The sequence below is a fragment of the Actinosynnema sp. CS-041913 genome (assembly GCF_050942485.1).
Taxonomy (GTDB): Bacteria; Actinomycetota; Actinomycetes; order Mycobacteriales; family Pseudonocardiaceae; genus Actinosynnema.
The window spans coordinates 3,430,487-3,444,591 of record NZ_CP192037.1; the positions used below are offsets into that span (position 1 = coordinate 3,430,487).

Genomic DNA, 14,105 nt, shown 5'->3' on the forward strand with positions numbered 1-14,105 from the left:
GAGAATCGGACCTCCGGCAGAACCACTCCGCTCGCACGGGGAAGCCACTTCTTGACCAGGGATTCCACAACGCCGTAGGTCGGTTTTGATTCGGCTTGTGGCGGTCGGAATGGTGTTCCTCCGATCGCACTGGGATGCGGGGCGCGTGATCAAGCGTCGGTCGCGGACGGAGTGCAGGAGTCGGCGGAGGCACGCGGACGGTGTCGTGCGCGTCCCGGTCGTGCACACGCCACCTCCGGATGTCGCGCCCGGCGACGCCCGTCCGTCGCGGGGACAGCCGGTCGCGGTCGGCCCTGGCAACGTCGCGCCCGCCACGGTGCGCACTCGATCGAAGGACAGAAAGGGGAGTTGTTCCCCTAACGTGGTTACCCGGTCGGGGAATGGACGCCGCACGTCGCCGACCTTAGCGTCGATGACGTACATGTACCGGCGCCCAGTGCGCGAGGCGATCGTTTCCCATCCGAAAAAGGAGTACCCGATGTATGTCAAGCCAGTTCTGCTGAAAATGGGCTCGTTCGAGCGGCTCACCATGCATTCCCGGCCTGTCGCCAAGGACAGGGCCCACCGCCGCCGCCCGCGCCATGTCCTGATCTGAGCACCACGTCCGGACAGGGGCCGGTCGTCCGATCCGTGATGTGACCGAGTGTGATCCGGTGCGCGCGCACCTCTTCCCGCCGTCGTGGCGGGAAGCGAAGAGCGGGAATCGAAGACGACGGGAAGACGACGACCGATGAGTTCCTTGCCGGGCGCCGGCGACTGGCTGGTGGTGCTGCCGGACCACCCGGACGCGTCACCGCTGACGGCCGCCCTCGCCGACGCGCCCCGGCGCGTGGACCACCCCTCGGGCCGGCCGTGGCTGGTCGGCCGGTGGGCCGACGTCGACCTGCGGATCGGCACGGCGGGCGCCGTGAAGATCGCCGCGCTCGGGTTCTGCGCGGCCGGTCCCGACCTGCTCACGCGGGTCGCCGCCCGCACCCGCGACGTCCACGACCTGGACTCCCTCGCGCTGCCCGGCTGCTTCCACCTCCTGGCCACCGTGGCCGGCCACGTGCGGGCGCAGGGCACCGTCTCCGGGTTGCGCCGCCTGGTCCACACCCGGATCGGCGGCATCACCGTGGCCGCCACCCGGGCCGACGTCCTCGCCCTCGTCACCGGTGCGGGCATCGACGACCGCCGCCTCCCGCTGTCCATGGTGGTCTCCGAGGTGCCCCTGCACACCCTCAACCACTCGCTGTGGCGGGGGATCGAGGCGGTCGACGAGGACTGCTGCCTGCTGATCGCCCCGGACGGGCGTGCCCGGACCCGCGTCCGCTGGACACCGCCGCGCGACGAACTGCCGTTGGCCGAGGCCGCCGACCGGCTCCGGGTCGCGCTGGACGAGGCGGTGCGCGCGCGGACCGCCTCGGGGCTGGCGCTGACCAACGACCTGTCGGGCGGGCTGGACTCCACCACGCTGTGCTTCCTGACCGCCCGCGACGGGCGGGCCGTCACCGCGGTCACCAAACTGGCCGTCGACCTCGGCGACGACGACCCGCTGTGGGCCGACCTGGCCGCCGAGCACCTGCCCGGCCTGCGCCGGATCACGCTGCCCCTCGCCGACATCCCCACGCACTACAGCGACCTGCTCGACACGCTCCCGCCCGCCGAGGAACCGTTCCCCGGAGTGGAGGACCGGCCCACGTTCCGGGTGCTGGCCGCCCGCGTCGCGGCCGAGGGCTCCCAGGCGCACATGACCGGCGAGGGCGGCGACGAGGTGCTGCTCCCCGGCTCCACCGGGGTGGTGGAGCTGCTGCGCACCCGGCCCGTGACCGCGCTGAGGCTGCTGCGCGGCTACCGCGCCCTGTCGCACTGGCGGTGGCGGGACGTGGCCCGCATGGTGTGGGACCGGCGCCTGCCCTACCCCCGGTGGCTGGCCGAACGTGCCCAGCGGATCGTGGCCTCCCCACTCGAAGGCTGTGACGTCAAGACCGTTCTCCAGCTACCGCCGTGGGCCACCCCCGCCGCGGTCGCCGCCACCCGCGACCTGCTCGCGCGCGCCGCCGACAGCGCGCGTCAGCTAGGACACAACCAGACTGTGCACCACACCGTCTGGGGCATCCGGTTGTGCGCCGCCCTCGTCCGGCGCACCAGCCCCCTGTACGCGGCCGAGGGCGTCCGGGTCACCGCGCCGTTCCTGGACGACGCGGTCATCACGGCGTGCCTGTCCGGGCGGGCGCACGAACGCCGCACCCCGTGGGAGTACAAGCCGATCCTGCGACCCGCGATGCGCGGCATCGTGCCCGACCGCTGCCTGGCGCGGAACACCAAGGCCGAAGGGTCCAACGTCGAGCACACCGGCCTGCGCGTCAACGCCGACCGGCTTGCCGCGCTGTGCCACGACTCCAGGCTGGCGGAACTGGGCCTGGTCGACGCCGACCGGCTGCGCCAGGCGTGCACCGGTTCCGTGATGAGCCTGTTCACCCCCTACGCCATTTCCGTCACGATGAGCACGGAACGCTGGCTGCGCGACCTCGACCAGCCGGCCTCCGTGCACCCGAGCACCGTGGAGATCGGCCGATGAACCTGCTGCTGCGCGAGGACGTGTCGCTGACCGCGACCGACGACGGGTCGGGAGTCCTGCTGGACGAACGGTCCGGGCAGTACTGGCAGCTCAACCCCAGCGGCTTCACCACGCTGCGGCTCCTGCTCGACGGCCGCGACGAGCAGTCCGTCGCCGCCACCCTCGTCGGCGAGTCCGGCGACGTCAGCCTCGGCCGGGCGGTCCTGGACGTCCGCGAACTCGCCGACCAGCTTGTGGCGGCGGACCTGGTGGTCCGGCGGTGAGCACCCCGGAGGCCCTGTTCACCACCGAGCGGCCACCGCCGTGGCCACGGCTGTGCGCCCGCGTCGCGGTGGTCGCCGCGCTGGCGCTGGCCAAGCTGCCGCCCCGGCGGATCCGCCGGACGCTGTCGTTCCTGCGGCGCGGCGCACCGCCCGCCACCCACCAGCAGGCCCGCGCGGCCCGCGACGCGGTGGTGGCCGTCAGCGTCACCTGCGCGGGCAAGGGCTGCCTGCCCCGTGCGATCGCGACCGCGTTGCTGTGCCGGATGCGCGGCTGCTGGCCCACCGTGCGGATCGGGGCGCGCACCGCGCCCTTCGGCGCACACGCGTGGGTCGAGGCCGAGGGACGCCCGGTCGGCGAGTCCGAACAGGTCGGCACCTTCCACCCGCTGCTCACGGTGCCGCCGCACACCCTCGACGGGACACCGTGCTGAAGCGGGCCACCGCAAGCCAATCGGCCGGACAATTGCCTGGGCACCTGACGAATTTCCACGAAGCAGTCGGCCGCACCGATTCGACGAGCAAGTCGATGCACCGTCGATAGCTTCGTCTGCGCACACAGTGGGGGCCGGAACACCGGGTGCCGGTGGGCAGGGTCGAAGGTCCCGTTCATCGTGGACGTTCATACCTGCTCGGACGGATGATCTTGCCGCAGTGTGGTGGTCGTGACTGGATCGAAGACCGTTCCGGAGCGCGCTCCCCGGCCGGTGCCGGCACTGGCCACCGCAGGCTTCGCCCTCGACTTCCGGTCCTGGGCGCGCTGCTCACCGGAAGCTCCAGCGGCCGGATGATTCCAGGCGGTCACCGCCGCCGCGTCCGTGCGAGACCTCCGGGCATCGCCCACCACCCCCGCCCGGCCTGAAACTCTCACCACAGGAGAGGAACCCCCATGCTGTCCCCTGTCTCGGCCGAGGTGGTGCGTGCGACGCTGCCCGTCGTGCGTGACCACGCCGTGGAGATCACCGGCGTGTTCTACCCGTCGATGTTCGCCGCGCACCCCGACCTGCTCGACCTGTTCAACCAGGGCAACCAGGCCAGTGGGCAGCAGCGCGTCGCGCTCGCCTCCGCCGTCGTGGCCTACGCCGGGCACCTGCTCGACCCCGCCGCCGCGCCGTTCGCCCCGATCGCCGAGCGCATCGCGCACAAGCACGTCTCGCTGGGCATCCGCGCCGAGCAGTACCCGATCGTCGGCCGCCACCTCATGGCCGCCGTCGGCACGGTGCTCGGCGACGCCGTCACCGCCGAGGTGGCCGCCGCCTGGGACGAGGTCTACCGGCTGCTCGCCGGCGAACTGATCGCCGCCGAGGCGCGGCTGTACGAGCGCGGCGGTGTCGACCCGCTCGCGCCGTGGCGGCGCTGGCGGGTGGCCAAGCGCCAGGACGAGGCCGTGGACGCGGTGTCGTTCACCCTCGTCCCCGACGACGGCGACCCGGTCCCCGACTTCGCACCCGGCCAGTACGTCTCCGTCGTCGTAGACCTGCCCGACGGCCACCGCCAACCCCGGCAGTACTCGCTTTCCCAAGGCCCGGCACGCGATTCGCTCAGGATCACCGTGCGCCGCGTGCGCGGTCGTGACGACGCCCCCGACGGCGTGGTGTCCAACCACCTGCACGACCGGCTGCACGCCGACCACACCATCCTGGTCGGCCCACCGGCCGGCGAGCACACCCTCGCCCCCGGGACGGGACCGGTGTTGCTGGTCAGCGGCGGCATCGGCATCACCCCGACCGCGTCGATGCTCGACCACATCGCCCGCACCGACCCCACCCGGCGGGTGGTGGTCGCGCACGCCGAGCGCTCCCGCGACCGGCATGCGCTGCACGCCGAGATCGACCACCTCGCCGCCGGCCTGACCGACACCGACGTGCTCACCTGGTACGAGAACGGCGGAGACGGGCGGCCCGGCCGGATCGACCTCGACGCCGTCCCGCTGCCCGAGGGCGTGACCGCCCACCTGTGCGGTCCCCTCCCGTTCATGCGCCACGTCCGCGACGGCCTGCTGCGCCGCGGCGTGCCCGCCGACCGAGTCCACTACGAGGTGTTCGGGCCGGGCATGATCGACAACGCGGGGGGAATCGGAGCAGCATCCGGCCCGTCCGTGCCGCCCGTGAGCCGGACCGGAACACCGTGGTAGCGAAGGGCGTCAGCAAGTCCGACCGCGGGCTGAGGGCACGGCTCGGAGGAAGCCCTTGTTCTCGGAGCTCCGGGCCGCGGCGCTCCGAGAACAAGGGCGAGGCCGTGCGGCCGGCTCAGGGTTGGGTGTCGAGCCACTCCTGGAAGGTGGGTCCTGCGAGCTTGGCGTGCGGGCTCGGCAGGAATCCGCCGTCGGCGGCGATCTCGGCGTCGGGCATGCCGGAGCCGTCGATGCCGACGACCTTGATGCCCCGGCGGGCGCCGAGGAGTTGCGCCGCTTCCGCCAGGGTTTCCTTGCGGGGTCCGGCGATCTCGGGGATCGGTGTTCCCGGGGCGGGCGTGCCGGGGGCGGTGGCCAGGTCGACCAGTTCCTCGGCCACGGTGCGGCAGGCCACGAGCTGAGTGGGCAAGCTCGGGAGGTAGGCGACGTCGCCCTGCTGCCAGTCCAGGAGTTGGCCGACGAACTCGTGGAACTGCGCGGCCCGCAGGATGCGAGTGGGGAGCGAGCCGGACAGGAGGAGTTCCTCGTGCACCTTCTTGGCGGCGAGGAAACCGGCGGTGGCGTTGTCGACGCCGATGATGGATGCCACGGTGATCTGGGCGACCCCCGCCTTTTGGCCCGCCTCCTGGAGATTGCGGGCCGACGTGCGGAAGAACTCCGTCGCCGCCTCCTGCTCGGAGCCGTGCCACGACGCGACGTCGATGATGACCTCGACGCCGGTGAGGGCCTCGGCGAGACCCTCACCGGTGATGATGTCCACGCCGGTGGCCCGGGCCATCGGCACTACCTGGTGGCCGCGTTCCGCGAGGACGTCGACGACGTGGCGTCCCAGCCGCCCGGTTGCTCCTGCCACGGCGAACCTGGTGATGCTCATGGTGTGTGCCTTTCTCACTGGCTGTAGTTCTGGCCGGGGGCTCGTCCGGGGATCGGCTTGGCGATGAGCGCGGCGGGGGTGAAGAAACCGATGTGGGCGATCGCCATGATGAGCGTCCAGAGCGCCTTGTCGTCGTAGAGAGCGGACGCCCTGGCGTACAACTCGTCGGAGACGCGCTCCCCGGCCGGGTTCGGGGTGTGGACGGCCTCCACGAGCTCCAGCGCGACCCGTTCGGCGTCGGTGAAGTAAGGGGCGTCCTGCCATGTCGCCACGGCGGTGATGCGCTCCTCCGATTCCCCGATCTCGCGGAGGTTCTTGGTTTCCCGGATGGTGAAGTACGTGCTGCCGAGGATCTGCCCGGCGCGCAGTTGCAGCAGGCTGATGGTCGTCGGAGGGATCGTGCCGTTCCTGAGGACCTTGTGCAGACCCTGGGCGACTTCCGCCATCTCGGGGACGAACGGGAGGGGGTTGGGCATGCGCGACCGCGGGTCGGTCGTCGTGGTTGTGGACATGGTCGGAACTTCCTCACTCGTGGTGTCGCTTCGTTACGAGCAAGAGATCCCGGCGACCCGCTCCTTGTGACAGCTCGGCCACGTGACGCAGCCCACCGATCGTCGGTGTCACAAAGCGGTGAGGGCCGGGATCGGATGGGTGGCACAGTCGCGGACGAACAGACGGGAACCAGCGATGAGCGAACGACGCGAGCAACCTACGGACACAGCCGACTCCTTCGCTCGTGACAGCCGGGTGGACTCGGCCACCGAGGCGTTCGTGGCCCATCGCAACCTGCTGTTCACCGTGGCCTACGAGATGCTCGGTTCGGCCACCGATGCCGAGGACGTCCTGCAGGAGACCTGGCTGCGGTGGGTGGGCGTCGACCTCGGCACGGTGCTGGACCCGCGCGCGTTCCTGGTCCGGATCACCGCCCGGCAGGCGCTCAAACGACTGCGGACGCTCAGCAGGCGCAAGGAGTCCTACGTCGGCCCGTGGCTGCCCGAGCCGCTGCTGACCGCGCCGGACGTGGCCGAGGATGTGGAGTTGGCCGACAGCGTCTCGATGGCGATGCTGCTGGTCCTGGAGACGCTCGCGCCGACCGAGCGGGCAGTGTTCGTGCTGCGCGAGGTGTTCGACCTCTCCTACGACGAGATCGCGGAAGCCGTCGACAAGACCCCGGCGGCGGTCCGTCAGATCGCCCACCGGGCACGAACACACGTCGCCGCGCGCAGACCACGCGGCACCGGCTCTCCCGCCGAGCACCGGGCCGCGCTCCAGGCCTTCCGATCAGCGGTCGAAACCGGCGACCTGCAGGGCCTGCTCGACATCCTCGCGCCCGACGTCGTCGCCTTGAGTGACGGCGGAGGAGTCAAACACGCCCTGCTGCGGCCCATCGTGGGCGCGGACAAGGTGGCTCGCCTGCTGGCCGTCGGCTGGTGGAAGCGCGATGCGGAAAGGTCGGTCGAGCCGGTACAGATCAACGGTGGCCCGGGGCTGCTCATCCGCGTCGACGGGGAGATCGACGGCGTGCTGGCGGTGCGGGTCCAGAACGGCTACGTCACCGGCGCCTATCACGTGCGCAACCCCGAGAAGCTGTCGGGCGTCGAGCGGGAGATCGCCGTGAGCCGCTGAGCTCACCGAGCCGGCAGCACGCTGGGGACCTACCGATCCTGGAAGGCATCGGCGGGTGGCAGTGTGCGGCTGTGCACGGGGCTGGAGAAGACGATGTTGGTGGTGAGGTGGCCGAAGGTGACGAGTTTGCCGGTCAGGTCTTCCAGGTCGGGCATCGAGCGGGCGAGGACTTTCAGCAGGTAGCAGTCGTCGCCGGTGAGGTGGTGGGCTTCGGTGATCGTAGGTGTGGCCTGGAGCAGGTCGCGGAAGGTGTTGGTGACGCCGGTGGCGAGGCGGACGCGGATGAACGCGGTCAGCGGGTAGCCGAGGGTGGCGGGGTCGATGACGGCGCGGTAGCCCTGGATGACGCCGTGGTCGGTCAGGCGCCGCACCCGGTCGGCGGTGGACGAGGGCGACATGTTGATCGCTCGCGCGAGGTCCGCGGTGCTCATCCGCCCGTCCTGTTGCAGGAGTTCGAGGATGAGGTCGTCGGTCGCGTCGATCGTTGGTCGCTGATCCGAAGGCACAAGGGCGAACATACCATCGGTCCAACGCCTGGAACGGCAGGAAGGCCGGTGTTTCCCCGTTCCGTCGTGGGGCGCTGGAGGCCATCATTTCGTCGGCTCGTACACCTGCTGACGAATAGGCCTTTCGATGACTGTCGCTCCTGCTCGTGGACAGACGATGGCGCTGGCGGCGCTGTGCCTGTCCGCTCTGATGTTCGGTCTGGAGATTTCCAGTGTGCCGGTGATCCTGTCGGTCGTCGGCGAGGTGCTGCACGGCGATTTCACGGATCTGCAGTGGACGATGAACGCCTACACGATCGCGTGCACGACCGTCCTGATGGCCTCGGGCGCCCTGGCGGACAGGTTCGGCCGCAAGCGGTTGCTGGTGATCGCGGTCGCCGCGTTCGGTGTCACCTCGCTGCTGTGCGGGCTCGCACAGGACGTCACGGTGCTGATCGCCGGCAGGGCACTGCAGGGCATGAGCGGCGGCACGATGCTGATCTGTCAGGTGGCGATCCTGTCGCACCAGTTCCCGGCCGGACGGCAGCGCACCCGCGCGTTCGGCGCCTGGGGGATCGTGTTCGGCGCCGGCCTCGGATTCGGGCCGGTCATCGGCGGTGGGCTGGTCGCGCTGTCGAATTGGCGTTGGGTCTTCCTCGTTCACACGATCGTGGCCGCGGTCACCCTGGCCTTGATCTTCCGGGGTGTGCGGGAGTCCCGCGACCCGACGGGAAACAGGCTGGACATCGGCGGGATCGTCACGCTGTCCCTCGCCGTGTTCGGTCTGGTCTTCTTCATCACCCAGGGCCCCGGTCTGGGCCTGACCAGCGTGGTGACGCTCGGGAGTCTGGTGCTCGCGATGGCTTCCGGCGTCGCGTTCGTCGTCGTCGAGCGGTCCGGTTCGCACCCGATGGTCGATTTCTCGGTGTTCCGGATCCGCGCGTTCTCCGGCGCTCTGCTCGGCTCCGCGGGCATGAATTTCAGCTACTGGCCGCTCATGATCTACCTGCCGATCCACCTCCAGCGCGGTCTGGGCTACGGCACCGCGGCGACCAGCGTCTGCCTGCTGGCGTACACGATCCCGACGTTGGTGCTTCCCCCGGTCGCGGAGCGGCTCGCGGTGAGATACCGACCGGGGGTGATCATCCCCGCGGGCCTGTATCTGATCGGGCTCGGGTTCGTGCTGCTCCACCTGGGAAGTGGCGCGGCCGACCCGACCTGGGTGACGGTCCTCCCGGGCGCGGTGCTGGCGGGCATCGGCCTCGGACTGGCCAACACGCCGGTCACCAACACGACCACCGGCTCGGTGCCCGCCGACCGATCGGGCATGGCCTCCGGTATCGACATGAGCGCCCGGATGATCTCGCTGGCGGTCAACATCGCGTTGATGGGACTGCTCCTGACCCTGGGCATCACCGCCGACCTGGACCAACACACACAGCTCAACGGCCCGCAGGCACGGGCACTCGCCGAACACGTGGCCAACGGGGACACCCTGTCCTCACTGACGCACGCCTTTCCCGCACTGTCCGACCCGGACTCGACCGGCACACTCGTCAAATCCGCGCTGGCCCACGGATTCGGCCTGATCACCCTCTACGGCGCCATCGCCGCCACGGCCACGGCGACCGCCAGCCTCATCATGTTCCGCGTTCGCCGACGCACCCCGACCACAGAGCGCCGCAGCGACAGGTGACCTCCTGCAGAACACTGCATCGGATCAGAAGCCGTCCGTCACAATCCCTGCGCGGCCTTGATGTTGCGCCAGCCGCCGGCGCGGTTGTTGGCGATGATGTGCTTGAGATACCGGGTGAGCGCCGGCACGTTGATCGACTGGCCCTCGTAGTAGGAGATCATGCGGCCGGTCTTGTTCTGGTGCCCGGCGGTGACGATGCCCTCCGGGTCGGGGACGATGCCGCCGTCGTAGAGGAACACGTTCACGTGGTTCTTGGCGGCGAGCAGCGCGCAGACGTTGCCGTTCAGCACGAAGTACGGCTGGACCGTCCGCTTGATCGTCTCGACGACCTCGGGGTCGGCCGCGTGCACGATGTCGCGCACCTGGTGGCAGATCTCCTGCTGCCAGTCCGGCAGCTTGTCGATGTAGTCGTCGACGCGTGGGTCCTTGTCGTAGCTCACGGTCCCCTCCTCTACAGCCACAGACCGACGATGGCGCCCACGGCGAGCAGCTTGATCAGCCAGTCTCCGCCGTGCCGGGCCGCTGTGGCCACCGGAACCTTGTCCCACATGACCGATCCGGACAGCAGCACGAACGGGAACGCCACCCACAGCACGAGCGCGAGCAGCAGCATCGGGCCGATCGTCGCGATGTCCATGGCCTTCGCCAACCCGACGATGGCGCCTGCCACCAGGGCGCTGCGGCCGAACTCGGCGACGATCTGCAACGGGGACGGGCGGCGGTCGTCCGAGGCGTGGCCGCGGCCCAGTACCGAGTACCAGACGGTGCTGATCACGAAGGACGCGATCACCGAAGTCAGGATCGCGGCGACGACGGTCATCCCACACCACCCGGGCCGGCCGGGTGACGGGGGAGAAAACTATACCGGCTAGTATTCATGGAGGGAAACTAAACCGACTAGTTTCCAGAGTCAAGGGGTCGTGATGGCAGGACGCCGCGAGGAACGGTCGGCCACCAAGCGTGCGGAGATCGTGGTCGCCGCGCGACAGGTGTTCACCGCACACGGCTACCTCGGCACCAGCATGGACGCGATCGCCGCAGCGGCCGGCGCGTCCAAGCGGACCGTGTACCAGCACTTCGCCGACAAGGAGGAGCTGTTCGCGGCGGCCGTCCTTGAGGCAGTGGACCGCGGGTACGAGTTCTTCCGGCCGCACATCCTCGCCCTCGCCGAGACCGACGACCTCGAGAACGCGATGCGGCGGCATGCCCGCGTCACAGTCGCCGGGATCATGAACCCCGAGGTGCTCCAGATCCGCCGCCTGGTGATGGCCGAGGCCGACCGGTTCCCCGAGGTCGGCCGCGAGTACTACGAACGAAGCTGGGTGCGGACGACCGGCCTGTTGGCGCAAACCCTGACGCGCCTGACCGAACGCGGCCTGCTCCAGGTCGACGACCCGGGGCGCGCGGCCTACCTGTTCACCTGGCTCGTCGTGTCCATCCCGTTGCAGCGCACCGCGTTCATGGGCAATGCGGCCACCTGCACAAAGGCGGACCTGGACGAGGTCGCCGACGAGGGCGCCCGTGTCTTCCTCGCCGCCTACGGGGTCCGCACCTGACTTCGGAAAGAACTCACCGCAGGAAGCACGTACTCATGACGCACGGCATCAGTCGCCGAAGGCCGCCTGGTGGGCCGCCATGCAGGTGGGCGGGAGATCGTCCGGGACGGCGACGCTGCCGATGATCGTCGTGCGCGGCGCGAGCGGGATCGCGCGCACCCGGGTGGACCGGATCTCGGCCACCTGATCGGCGGGCAGCACCGTCCAGCCGCGCGGATCGGAGCCGACCTCCACGATCGTGTCCTGGACGGTCCCCGCCCGGCGGCCCGGCCGCACCTGGACCCCGGCCTCCCGCAGCGCGGTGAGCACAGCCAGGTCGTGGTCCTGGGAAGTCCGGAAAGGGTCGGCGGCCAGCTCGGCCACGCCGACGACCTCACCACCGGCGGCGGGATGCCGCGCGGACACCACCGCGAACAGGGACTCGGTCCATGCCGGCAGCACCCGCACCCCGGGCGCCGAACGCACCCCGCGCGCCAGCGCCAGGTCGATCTCCCCCTGCCGCAGGGCGTTCAGGCGCGCGGGCAGCGGCAGGTCGACGAGCACGACGTCGAACGCCGCAGCCCGCTCCCGCAACGCGTCGATCCCCCGTTCCAAGCGGGCGGTGAACTGCCCGGTACCCGTCCCGATGCGCATGACACCGGCCTGCTCACGCGCCACGGCCCGGACCCGGTCGGCGGACGCGAGCGCTTCCCGTGCCGCGTCGAGCACCCGGTGCCCGGCCGCGGTCAGCCCGACCCGCTGCGGTGAGCGGTCGAGCAGGCGGACGCCCAACTCGCGCTCCAGCCGCGCGATCTGCCGGCTGACCGCGGGCTGGGCGATGTGCAGCCGGTCGGCAGCCCGGCCGAAATGCAGCTCGTCGGCCACTGTGACGAAGTACCGCAACGCCCGTAGTTCCACCGGCCCTCCCCTGCGACGATGCCGTCAGGTTATCGCCACGCGTCAGCCCTGGACCTGGTACGCCGCGGGCCGTCGTGCTGGAGTCGGGCCATGAGCATCGACCTCGGCCTGCTCGGCGCCCATCTGCGCGAGCACGAAGTAGACCCGGAAGCCGCGGCGGAACTGGAGCGAGCCGGCTACGGCACGCTGTGGCTGGACGCCTCGCCACCGGCCGACCTCGCCCTCGCGGAGCAGATGCTCGACGCGACCACCCGGCTGGCCGTCGGAACGAGCGTGGTGAACGTCTGGACCGCCGACGCGGACACCGTCGCCGCCTCCTACCACCGGATCGAAGCCAAGCACCCCGGCCGGTTCCTGCTCGGCGTCGGGGTCGGGCACCGCGAAGTCCACACCGAATACACCTCGCCGCACGCCACGCTGGTGTCCTACCTGGACCAACTCGCCGAGGCGGGCGTTCCGGCCGCCCGCACGGTGGTGGCCGCGCTCGGGCCGAAGATGCTGCGCCTGGCCCGCGACCGCACCGCCGGAGCCATCCCGGCCATGGTGCCCCCCGAACACACCCGACGGGCCCGCTCGATCCTCGGCACGGGCAAACTGCTGCTCCCCGGACACTTCGCCCTCACCGAACCCGACCCCGGACGGGCCCGCGCGATCGCCCGGTCCGCACCACCCGGAACCGCACTGGGCGTCACCAACTACGCGGCCAACCTCCAACGGCTCGGCTTCACCGAACACGACCTCTCCCACGCCGGCAGCGACCGCCTCATCGACGCGCTCGTCGCCCACGGCGAACCGGCCACCATCGCGACACGGCTGCTCGCCCACCGGGACGCCGGCGCGGACCACATCGGCGTCTACCCCCTCGGCGACGACCCGATCACCACACTCCGCACCGTCGCCGAAGCGGTACGCGCCACCAAAGCCAGGTGACGTGCCGGAGGATCGGCTCTACTCGGCCGCGGCCGGTGGTGTCGAGAACCCGCATGGGCGACGCCGAAGGCCCCAAGCCCGGTTCGCTCACCGAGGCATTCGAGACGCTCGTCGAACTCCAGCGAGAGGGTCTGATCCGTCACCTCAAGACTGGACAGGTCTCTGGTCTCCGGGTGCTCATGGCCGGCTGCATGGGTGAGTGGAGCCGAGGCCGAGTACTGCGGCAAGGGCGGCTATTCGAAGGGCAATTACGGGTGACCCGCCACGCCGGTGCTAGTCGTGAGCCGCCCGCGCTGCGGAGCGGTAGCGACCGGGTGTCTGGCCGACGAGGTCGGTGAAGGCTTCGATGAAGCTGCTCGGGTTCGCCCAGCCCAGCCGCATCGCCGTGTCGGTGACCGAGGTGCCTTCGGCGAGTTCGAGCAGTGCCCGCTGAATGCGCAGCAGCGTGCGCCACTGGTGGAAGCTCATCGACAGTTCACTGCCGAACAGCCTGCTGAGGGTTCGTTCGCTGGAGCCGGTTCGGCGCCCCAGCTCCGCCAGGGTCGCCGGGCCGGCCGGGTCGGCGTGCAGCAGATCGGTCACGGCCTTGAGGCGGGTGTCGCTCGGCTCCGGGAGACGCAGTGGTTCCCGCCGGGCGCGCGCGAGTTCCGTGATGACGACCTCCAGCAGCAGACTCGCGCGGGGGCTGTCGGCCGGGTCGTGGTCGCTGGCCAACGCCAGGTAGGCCTCGCGCAGCAGCGCACTGGCTACGAACACCGAGGGCTCCGCCGGCAGTCGCTCGGCCGGTTCCACCGGAACCCGGAGCAACCGGACATCGGTCTTGCCGTACGAGCGACTGCTGTGCACGTGGAAAGGCGGCACCCAGGTGATCCGGCTCGCCGGCGCCACCCAGGTGCCGACCCGGGTGGAGGTGACCAGCGCTCCGGAAGCGGCGTACCTGAGCTGCCCGAAGTCGTGGAAGTGCGCGGCGACGTCCTCGCCGTGGGCCAGGGGCTCGCAGAACGCCGAATCGTCGGTCCAGAACACCGGCTCGTCGACAGCTTCGGTCATGGGCACTCAGCCTAGCCGGCGTTTGGCGGGTTTTCGG

The 14,105-nt window shown here is 70.6% G+C and carries 16 protein-coding genes; 9 read left to right on the forward strand and 7 right to left on the reverse strand.

Going from position 1 to position 14,105, the window contains the following annotated elements:
* Positions 1-412 precede the first annotated feature (412 nt).
* The 5 genes from ACQPZF_RS16465 to ACQPZF_RS16485 all read left to right on the forward strand — a co-directional run bounded on the left by ACQPZF_RS16465 (position 413) and on the right by ACQPZF_RS16485 (position 4,954).
* Complete coding sequence (locus ACQPZF_RS16465) at positions 413-595, forward strand: hypothetical protein (protein WP_433272478.1); 183 nt, start codon at positions 413-415, stop codon at positions 593-595.
* Positions 596-730: 135 nt separating this feature from the next.
* On the forward strand, positions 731-2,560 hold the full coding sequence (locus ACQPZF_RS16470) for an asparagine synthase-related protein (RefSeq protein ID WP_433272480.1): 1,830 nt from the start codon (positions 731-733) through the stop codon (positions 2,558-2,560).
* Positions 2,557-2,823, forward strand: coding sequence for a lasso peptide biosynthesis PqqD family chaperone (locus ACQPZF_RS16475; protein WP_433272482.1), 267 nt, complete (start codon positions 2,557-2,559; stop codon positions 2,821-2,823). Before ACQPZF_RS16470 ends, ACQPZF_RS16475 begins: the two co-directional genes overlap by 4 nt.
* A complete protein-coding gene (locus ACQPZF_RS16480) occupies positions 2,820-3,254 on the forward strand; it encodes a lasso peptide biosynthesis B2 protein (protein WP_433272484.1) in 435 nt (144 codons plus the stop codon). Before ACQPZF_RS16475 ends, ACQPZF_RS16480 begins: the two co-directional genes overlap by 4 nt.
* A gap of 455 nt (positions 3,255-3,709) precedes the next feature.
* Entirely contained in the window at positions 3,710-4,954 is a 1,245-nt protein-coding gene (locus tag ACQPZF_RS16485; protein WP_433272486.1) for a globin domain-containing protein, read from the forward strand.
* 115 nt (positions 4,955-5,069) lie between these two features.
* On the opposite strand, the gene ACQPZF_RS16490 is transcribed toward ACQPZF_RS16485, so the two are convergent.
* On the reverse strand, positions 5,070-5,828 hold the full coding sequence (locus ACQPZF_RS16490) for an SDR family oxidoreductase (protein WP_433272488.1): 759 nt from the start codon (positions 5,826-5,828) through the stop codon (positions 5,070-5,072).
* A gap of 14 nt (positions 5,829-5,842) precedes the next feature.
* Positions 5,843-6,340 carry a carboxymuconolactone decarboxylase family protein gene (locus ACQPZF_RS16495; protein ID WP_433272490.1) on the reverse strand — a complete coding sequence of 166 codons (498 nt, stop codon included), beginning with the start codon at positions 6,338-6,340 and terminating at the stop codon, positions 5,843-5,845.
* A 175-nt stretch (positions 6,341-6,515) separates the two neighbouring features.
* Between ACQPZF_RS16495 and ACQPZF_RS16500 the strand changes: the two genes are divergently transcribed.
* On the forward strand, positions 6,516-7,454 hold the full coding sequence (locus tag ACQPZF_RS16500) for an RNA polymerase sigma-70 factor (RefSeq protein WP_433272493.1): 939 nt from the start codon (positions 6,516-6,518) through the stop codon (positions 7,452-7,454).
* A gap of 29 nt (positions 7,455-7,483) precedes the next feature.
* On the opposite strand, the gene ACQPZF_RS16505 is transcribed toward ACQPZF_RS16500, so the two are convergent.
* The gene (locus tag ACQPZF_RS16505; RefSeq protein WP_433272495.1) at positions 7,484-7,960 is read right to left on the reverse strand and encodes an Lrp/AsnC family transcriptional regulator; all 477 of its coding nucleotides are present in this window, start codon (positions 7,958-7,960) and stop codon (positions 7,484-7,486) included.
* A 127-nt stretch (positions 7,961-8,087) separates the two neighbouring features.
* On the opposite strand from ACQPZF_RS16505, the gene ACQPZF_RS16510 reads away from it, so the two are divergent.
* Complete coding sequence (locus ACQPZF_RS16510) at positions 8,088-9,635, forward strand: MFS transporter (protein WP_433272497.1); 1,548 nt, start codon at positions 8,088-8,090, stop codon at positions 9,633-9,635.
* A 38-nt stretch (positions 9,636-9,673) separates the two neighbouring features.
* Here ACQPZF_RS16510 and ACQPZF_RS16515 read toward each other — a convergent pair whose 3' ends face one another.
* A complete protein-coding gene (locus ACQPZF_RS16515; RefSeq protein ID WP_433272498.1) occupies positions 9,674-10,075 on the reverse strand; it encodes a DUF1801 domain-containing protein in 402 nt (133 codons plus the stop codon).
* An 11-nt stretch (positions 10,076-10,086) separates the two neighbouring features.
* On the reverse strand, positions 10,087-10,455 hold the full coding sequence (locus tag ACQPZF_RS16520; RefSeq protein WP_433272500.1) for a DUF1761 domain-containing protein: 369 nt from the start codon (positions 10,453-10,455) through the stop codon (positions 10,087-10,089).
* A 103-nt stretch (positions 10,456-10,558) separates the two neighbouring features.
* On the opposite strand from ACQPZF_RS16520, the gene ACQPZF_RS16525 reads away from it, so the two are divergent.
* Positions 10,559-11,191, forward strand: coding sequence for a TetR/AcrR family transcriptional regulator (locus tag ACQPZF_RS16525; protein WP_433272502.1), 633 nt, complete (start codon positions 10,559-10,561; stop codon positions 11,189-11,191).
* Between the two features lie 48 nt (positions 11,192-11,239).
* Here the strand turns inward: ACQPZF_RS16525 and ACQPZF_RS16530 are convergent, their stop codons facing one another.
* Entirely contained in the window at positions 11,240-12,088 is an 849-nt protein-coding gene (locus ACQPZF_RS16530; protein ID WP_433272504.1) for a LysR family transcriptional regulator, read from the reverse strand.
* Between the two features lie 90 nt (positions 12,089-12,178).
* On the opposite strand from ACQPZF_RS16530, the gene ACQPZF_RS16535 reads away from it, so the two are divergent.
* Positions 12,179-13,018 carry a TIGR03620 family F420-dependent LLM class oxidoreductase gene (locus tag ACQPZF_RS16535; protein WP_433272506.1) on the forward strand — a complete coding sequence of 280 codons (840 nt, stop codon included), beginning with the start codon at positions 12,179-12,181 and terminating at the stop codon, positions 13,016-13,018.
* Positions 13,019-13,291: 273 nt separating this feature from the next.
* Here the strand turns inward: ACQPZF_RS16535 and ACQPZF_RS16540 are convergent, their stop codons facing one another.
* Entirely contained in the window at positions 13,292-14,068 is a 777-nt protein-coding gene (locus ACQPZF_RS16540) for an AraC family transcriptional regulator (RefSeq protein ID WP_433272508.1), read from the reverse strand.
* Positions 14,069-14,105: the final 37 nt, after the last annotated feature.

Excerpts from the sequence above, each read along its gene's own strand:
- ACQPZF_RS16535 (WP_433272506.1), top strand. The coding sequence starts at position 12,179 with ATGAGCATCGACCTCGGCCTGCTCGGCGCCCATCTGCGCGAGCACGAA.
- ACQPZF_RS16495 (WP_433272490.1), bottom strand. The coding sequence starts at position 6,340 with ATGTCCACAACCACGACGACCGACCCGCGGTCGCGCATGCCCAACCCC.
- ACQPZF_RS16485 (WP_433272486.1), top strand. The coding sequence starts at position 3,710 with ATGCTGTCCCCTGTCTCGGCCGAGGTGGTGCGTGCGACGCTGCCCGTC.
- ACQPZF_RS16475 (WP_433272482.1), top strand. The coding sequence starts at position 2,557 with ATGAACCTGCTGCTGCGCGAGGACGTGTCGCTGACCGCGACCGACGAC.
- ACQPZF_RS16465 (WP_433272478.1), top strand. The coding sequence starts at position 413 with ATGACGTACATGTACCGGCGCCCAGTGCGCGAGGCGATCGTTTCCCAT.
- ACQPZF_RS16525 (WP_433272502.1), top strand. The coding sequence starts at position 10,559 with ATGGCAGGACGCCGCGAGGAACGGTCGGCCACCAAGCGTGCGGAGATC.
- ACQPZF_RS16510 (WP_433272497.1), top strand. The coding sequence starts at position 8,088 with ATGACTGTCGCTCCTGCTCGTGGACAGACGATGGCGCTGGCGGCGCTG.
- ACQPZF_RS16500 (WP_433272493.1), top strand. The coding sequence starts at position 6,516 with ATGAGCGAACGACGCGAGCAACCTACGGACACAGCCGACTCCTTCGCT.
- ACQPZF_RS16490 (WP_433272488.1), bottom strand. The coding sequence starts at position 5,828 with ATGAGCATCACCAGGTTCGCCGTGGCAGGAGCAACCGGGCGGCTGGGA.
- ACQPZF_RS16540 (WP_433272508.1), bottom strand. The coding sequence starts at position 14,068 with ATGACCGAAGCTGTCGACGAGCCGGTGTTCTGGACCGACGATTCGGCG.
- ACQPZF_RS16470 (WP_433272480.1), top strand. The coding sequence starts at position 731 with ATGAGTTCCTTGCCGGGCGCCGGCGACTGGCTGGTGGTGCTGCCGGAC.
- ACQPZF_RS16520 (WP_433272500.1), bottom strand. The coding sequence starts at position 10,455 with ATGACCGTCGTCGCCGCGATCCTGACTTCGGTGATCGCGTCCTTCGTG.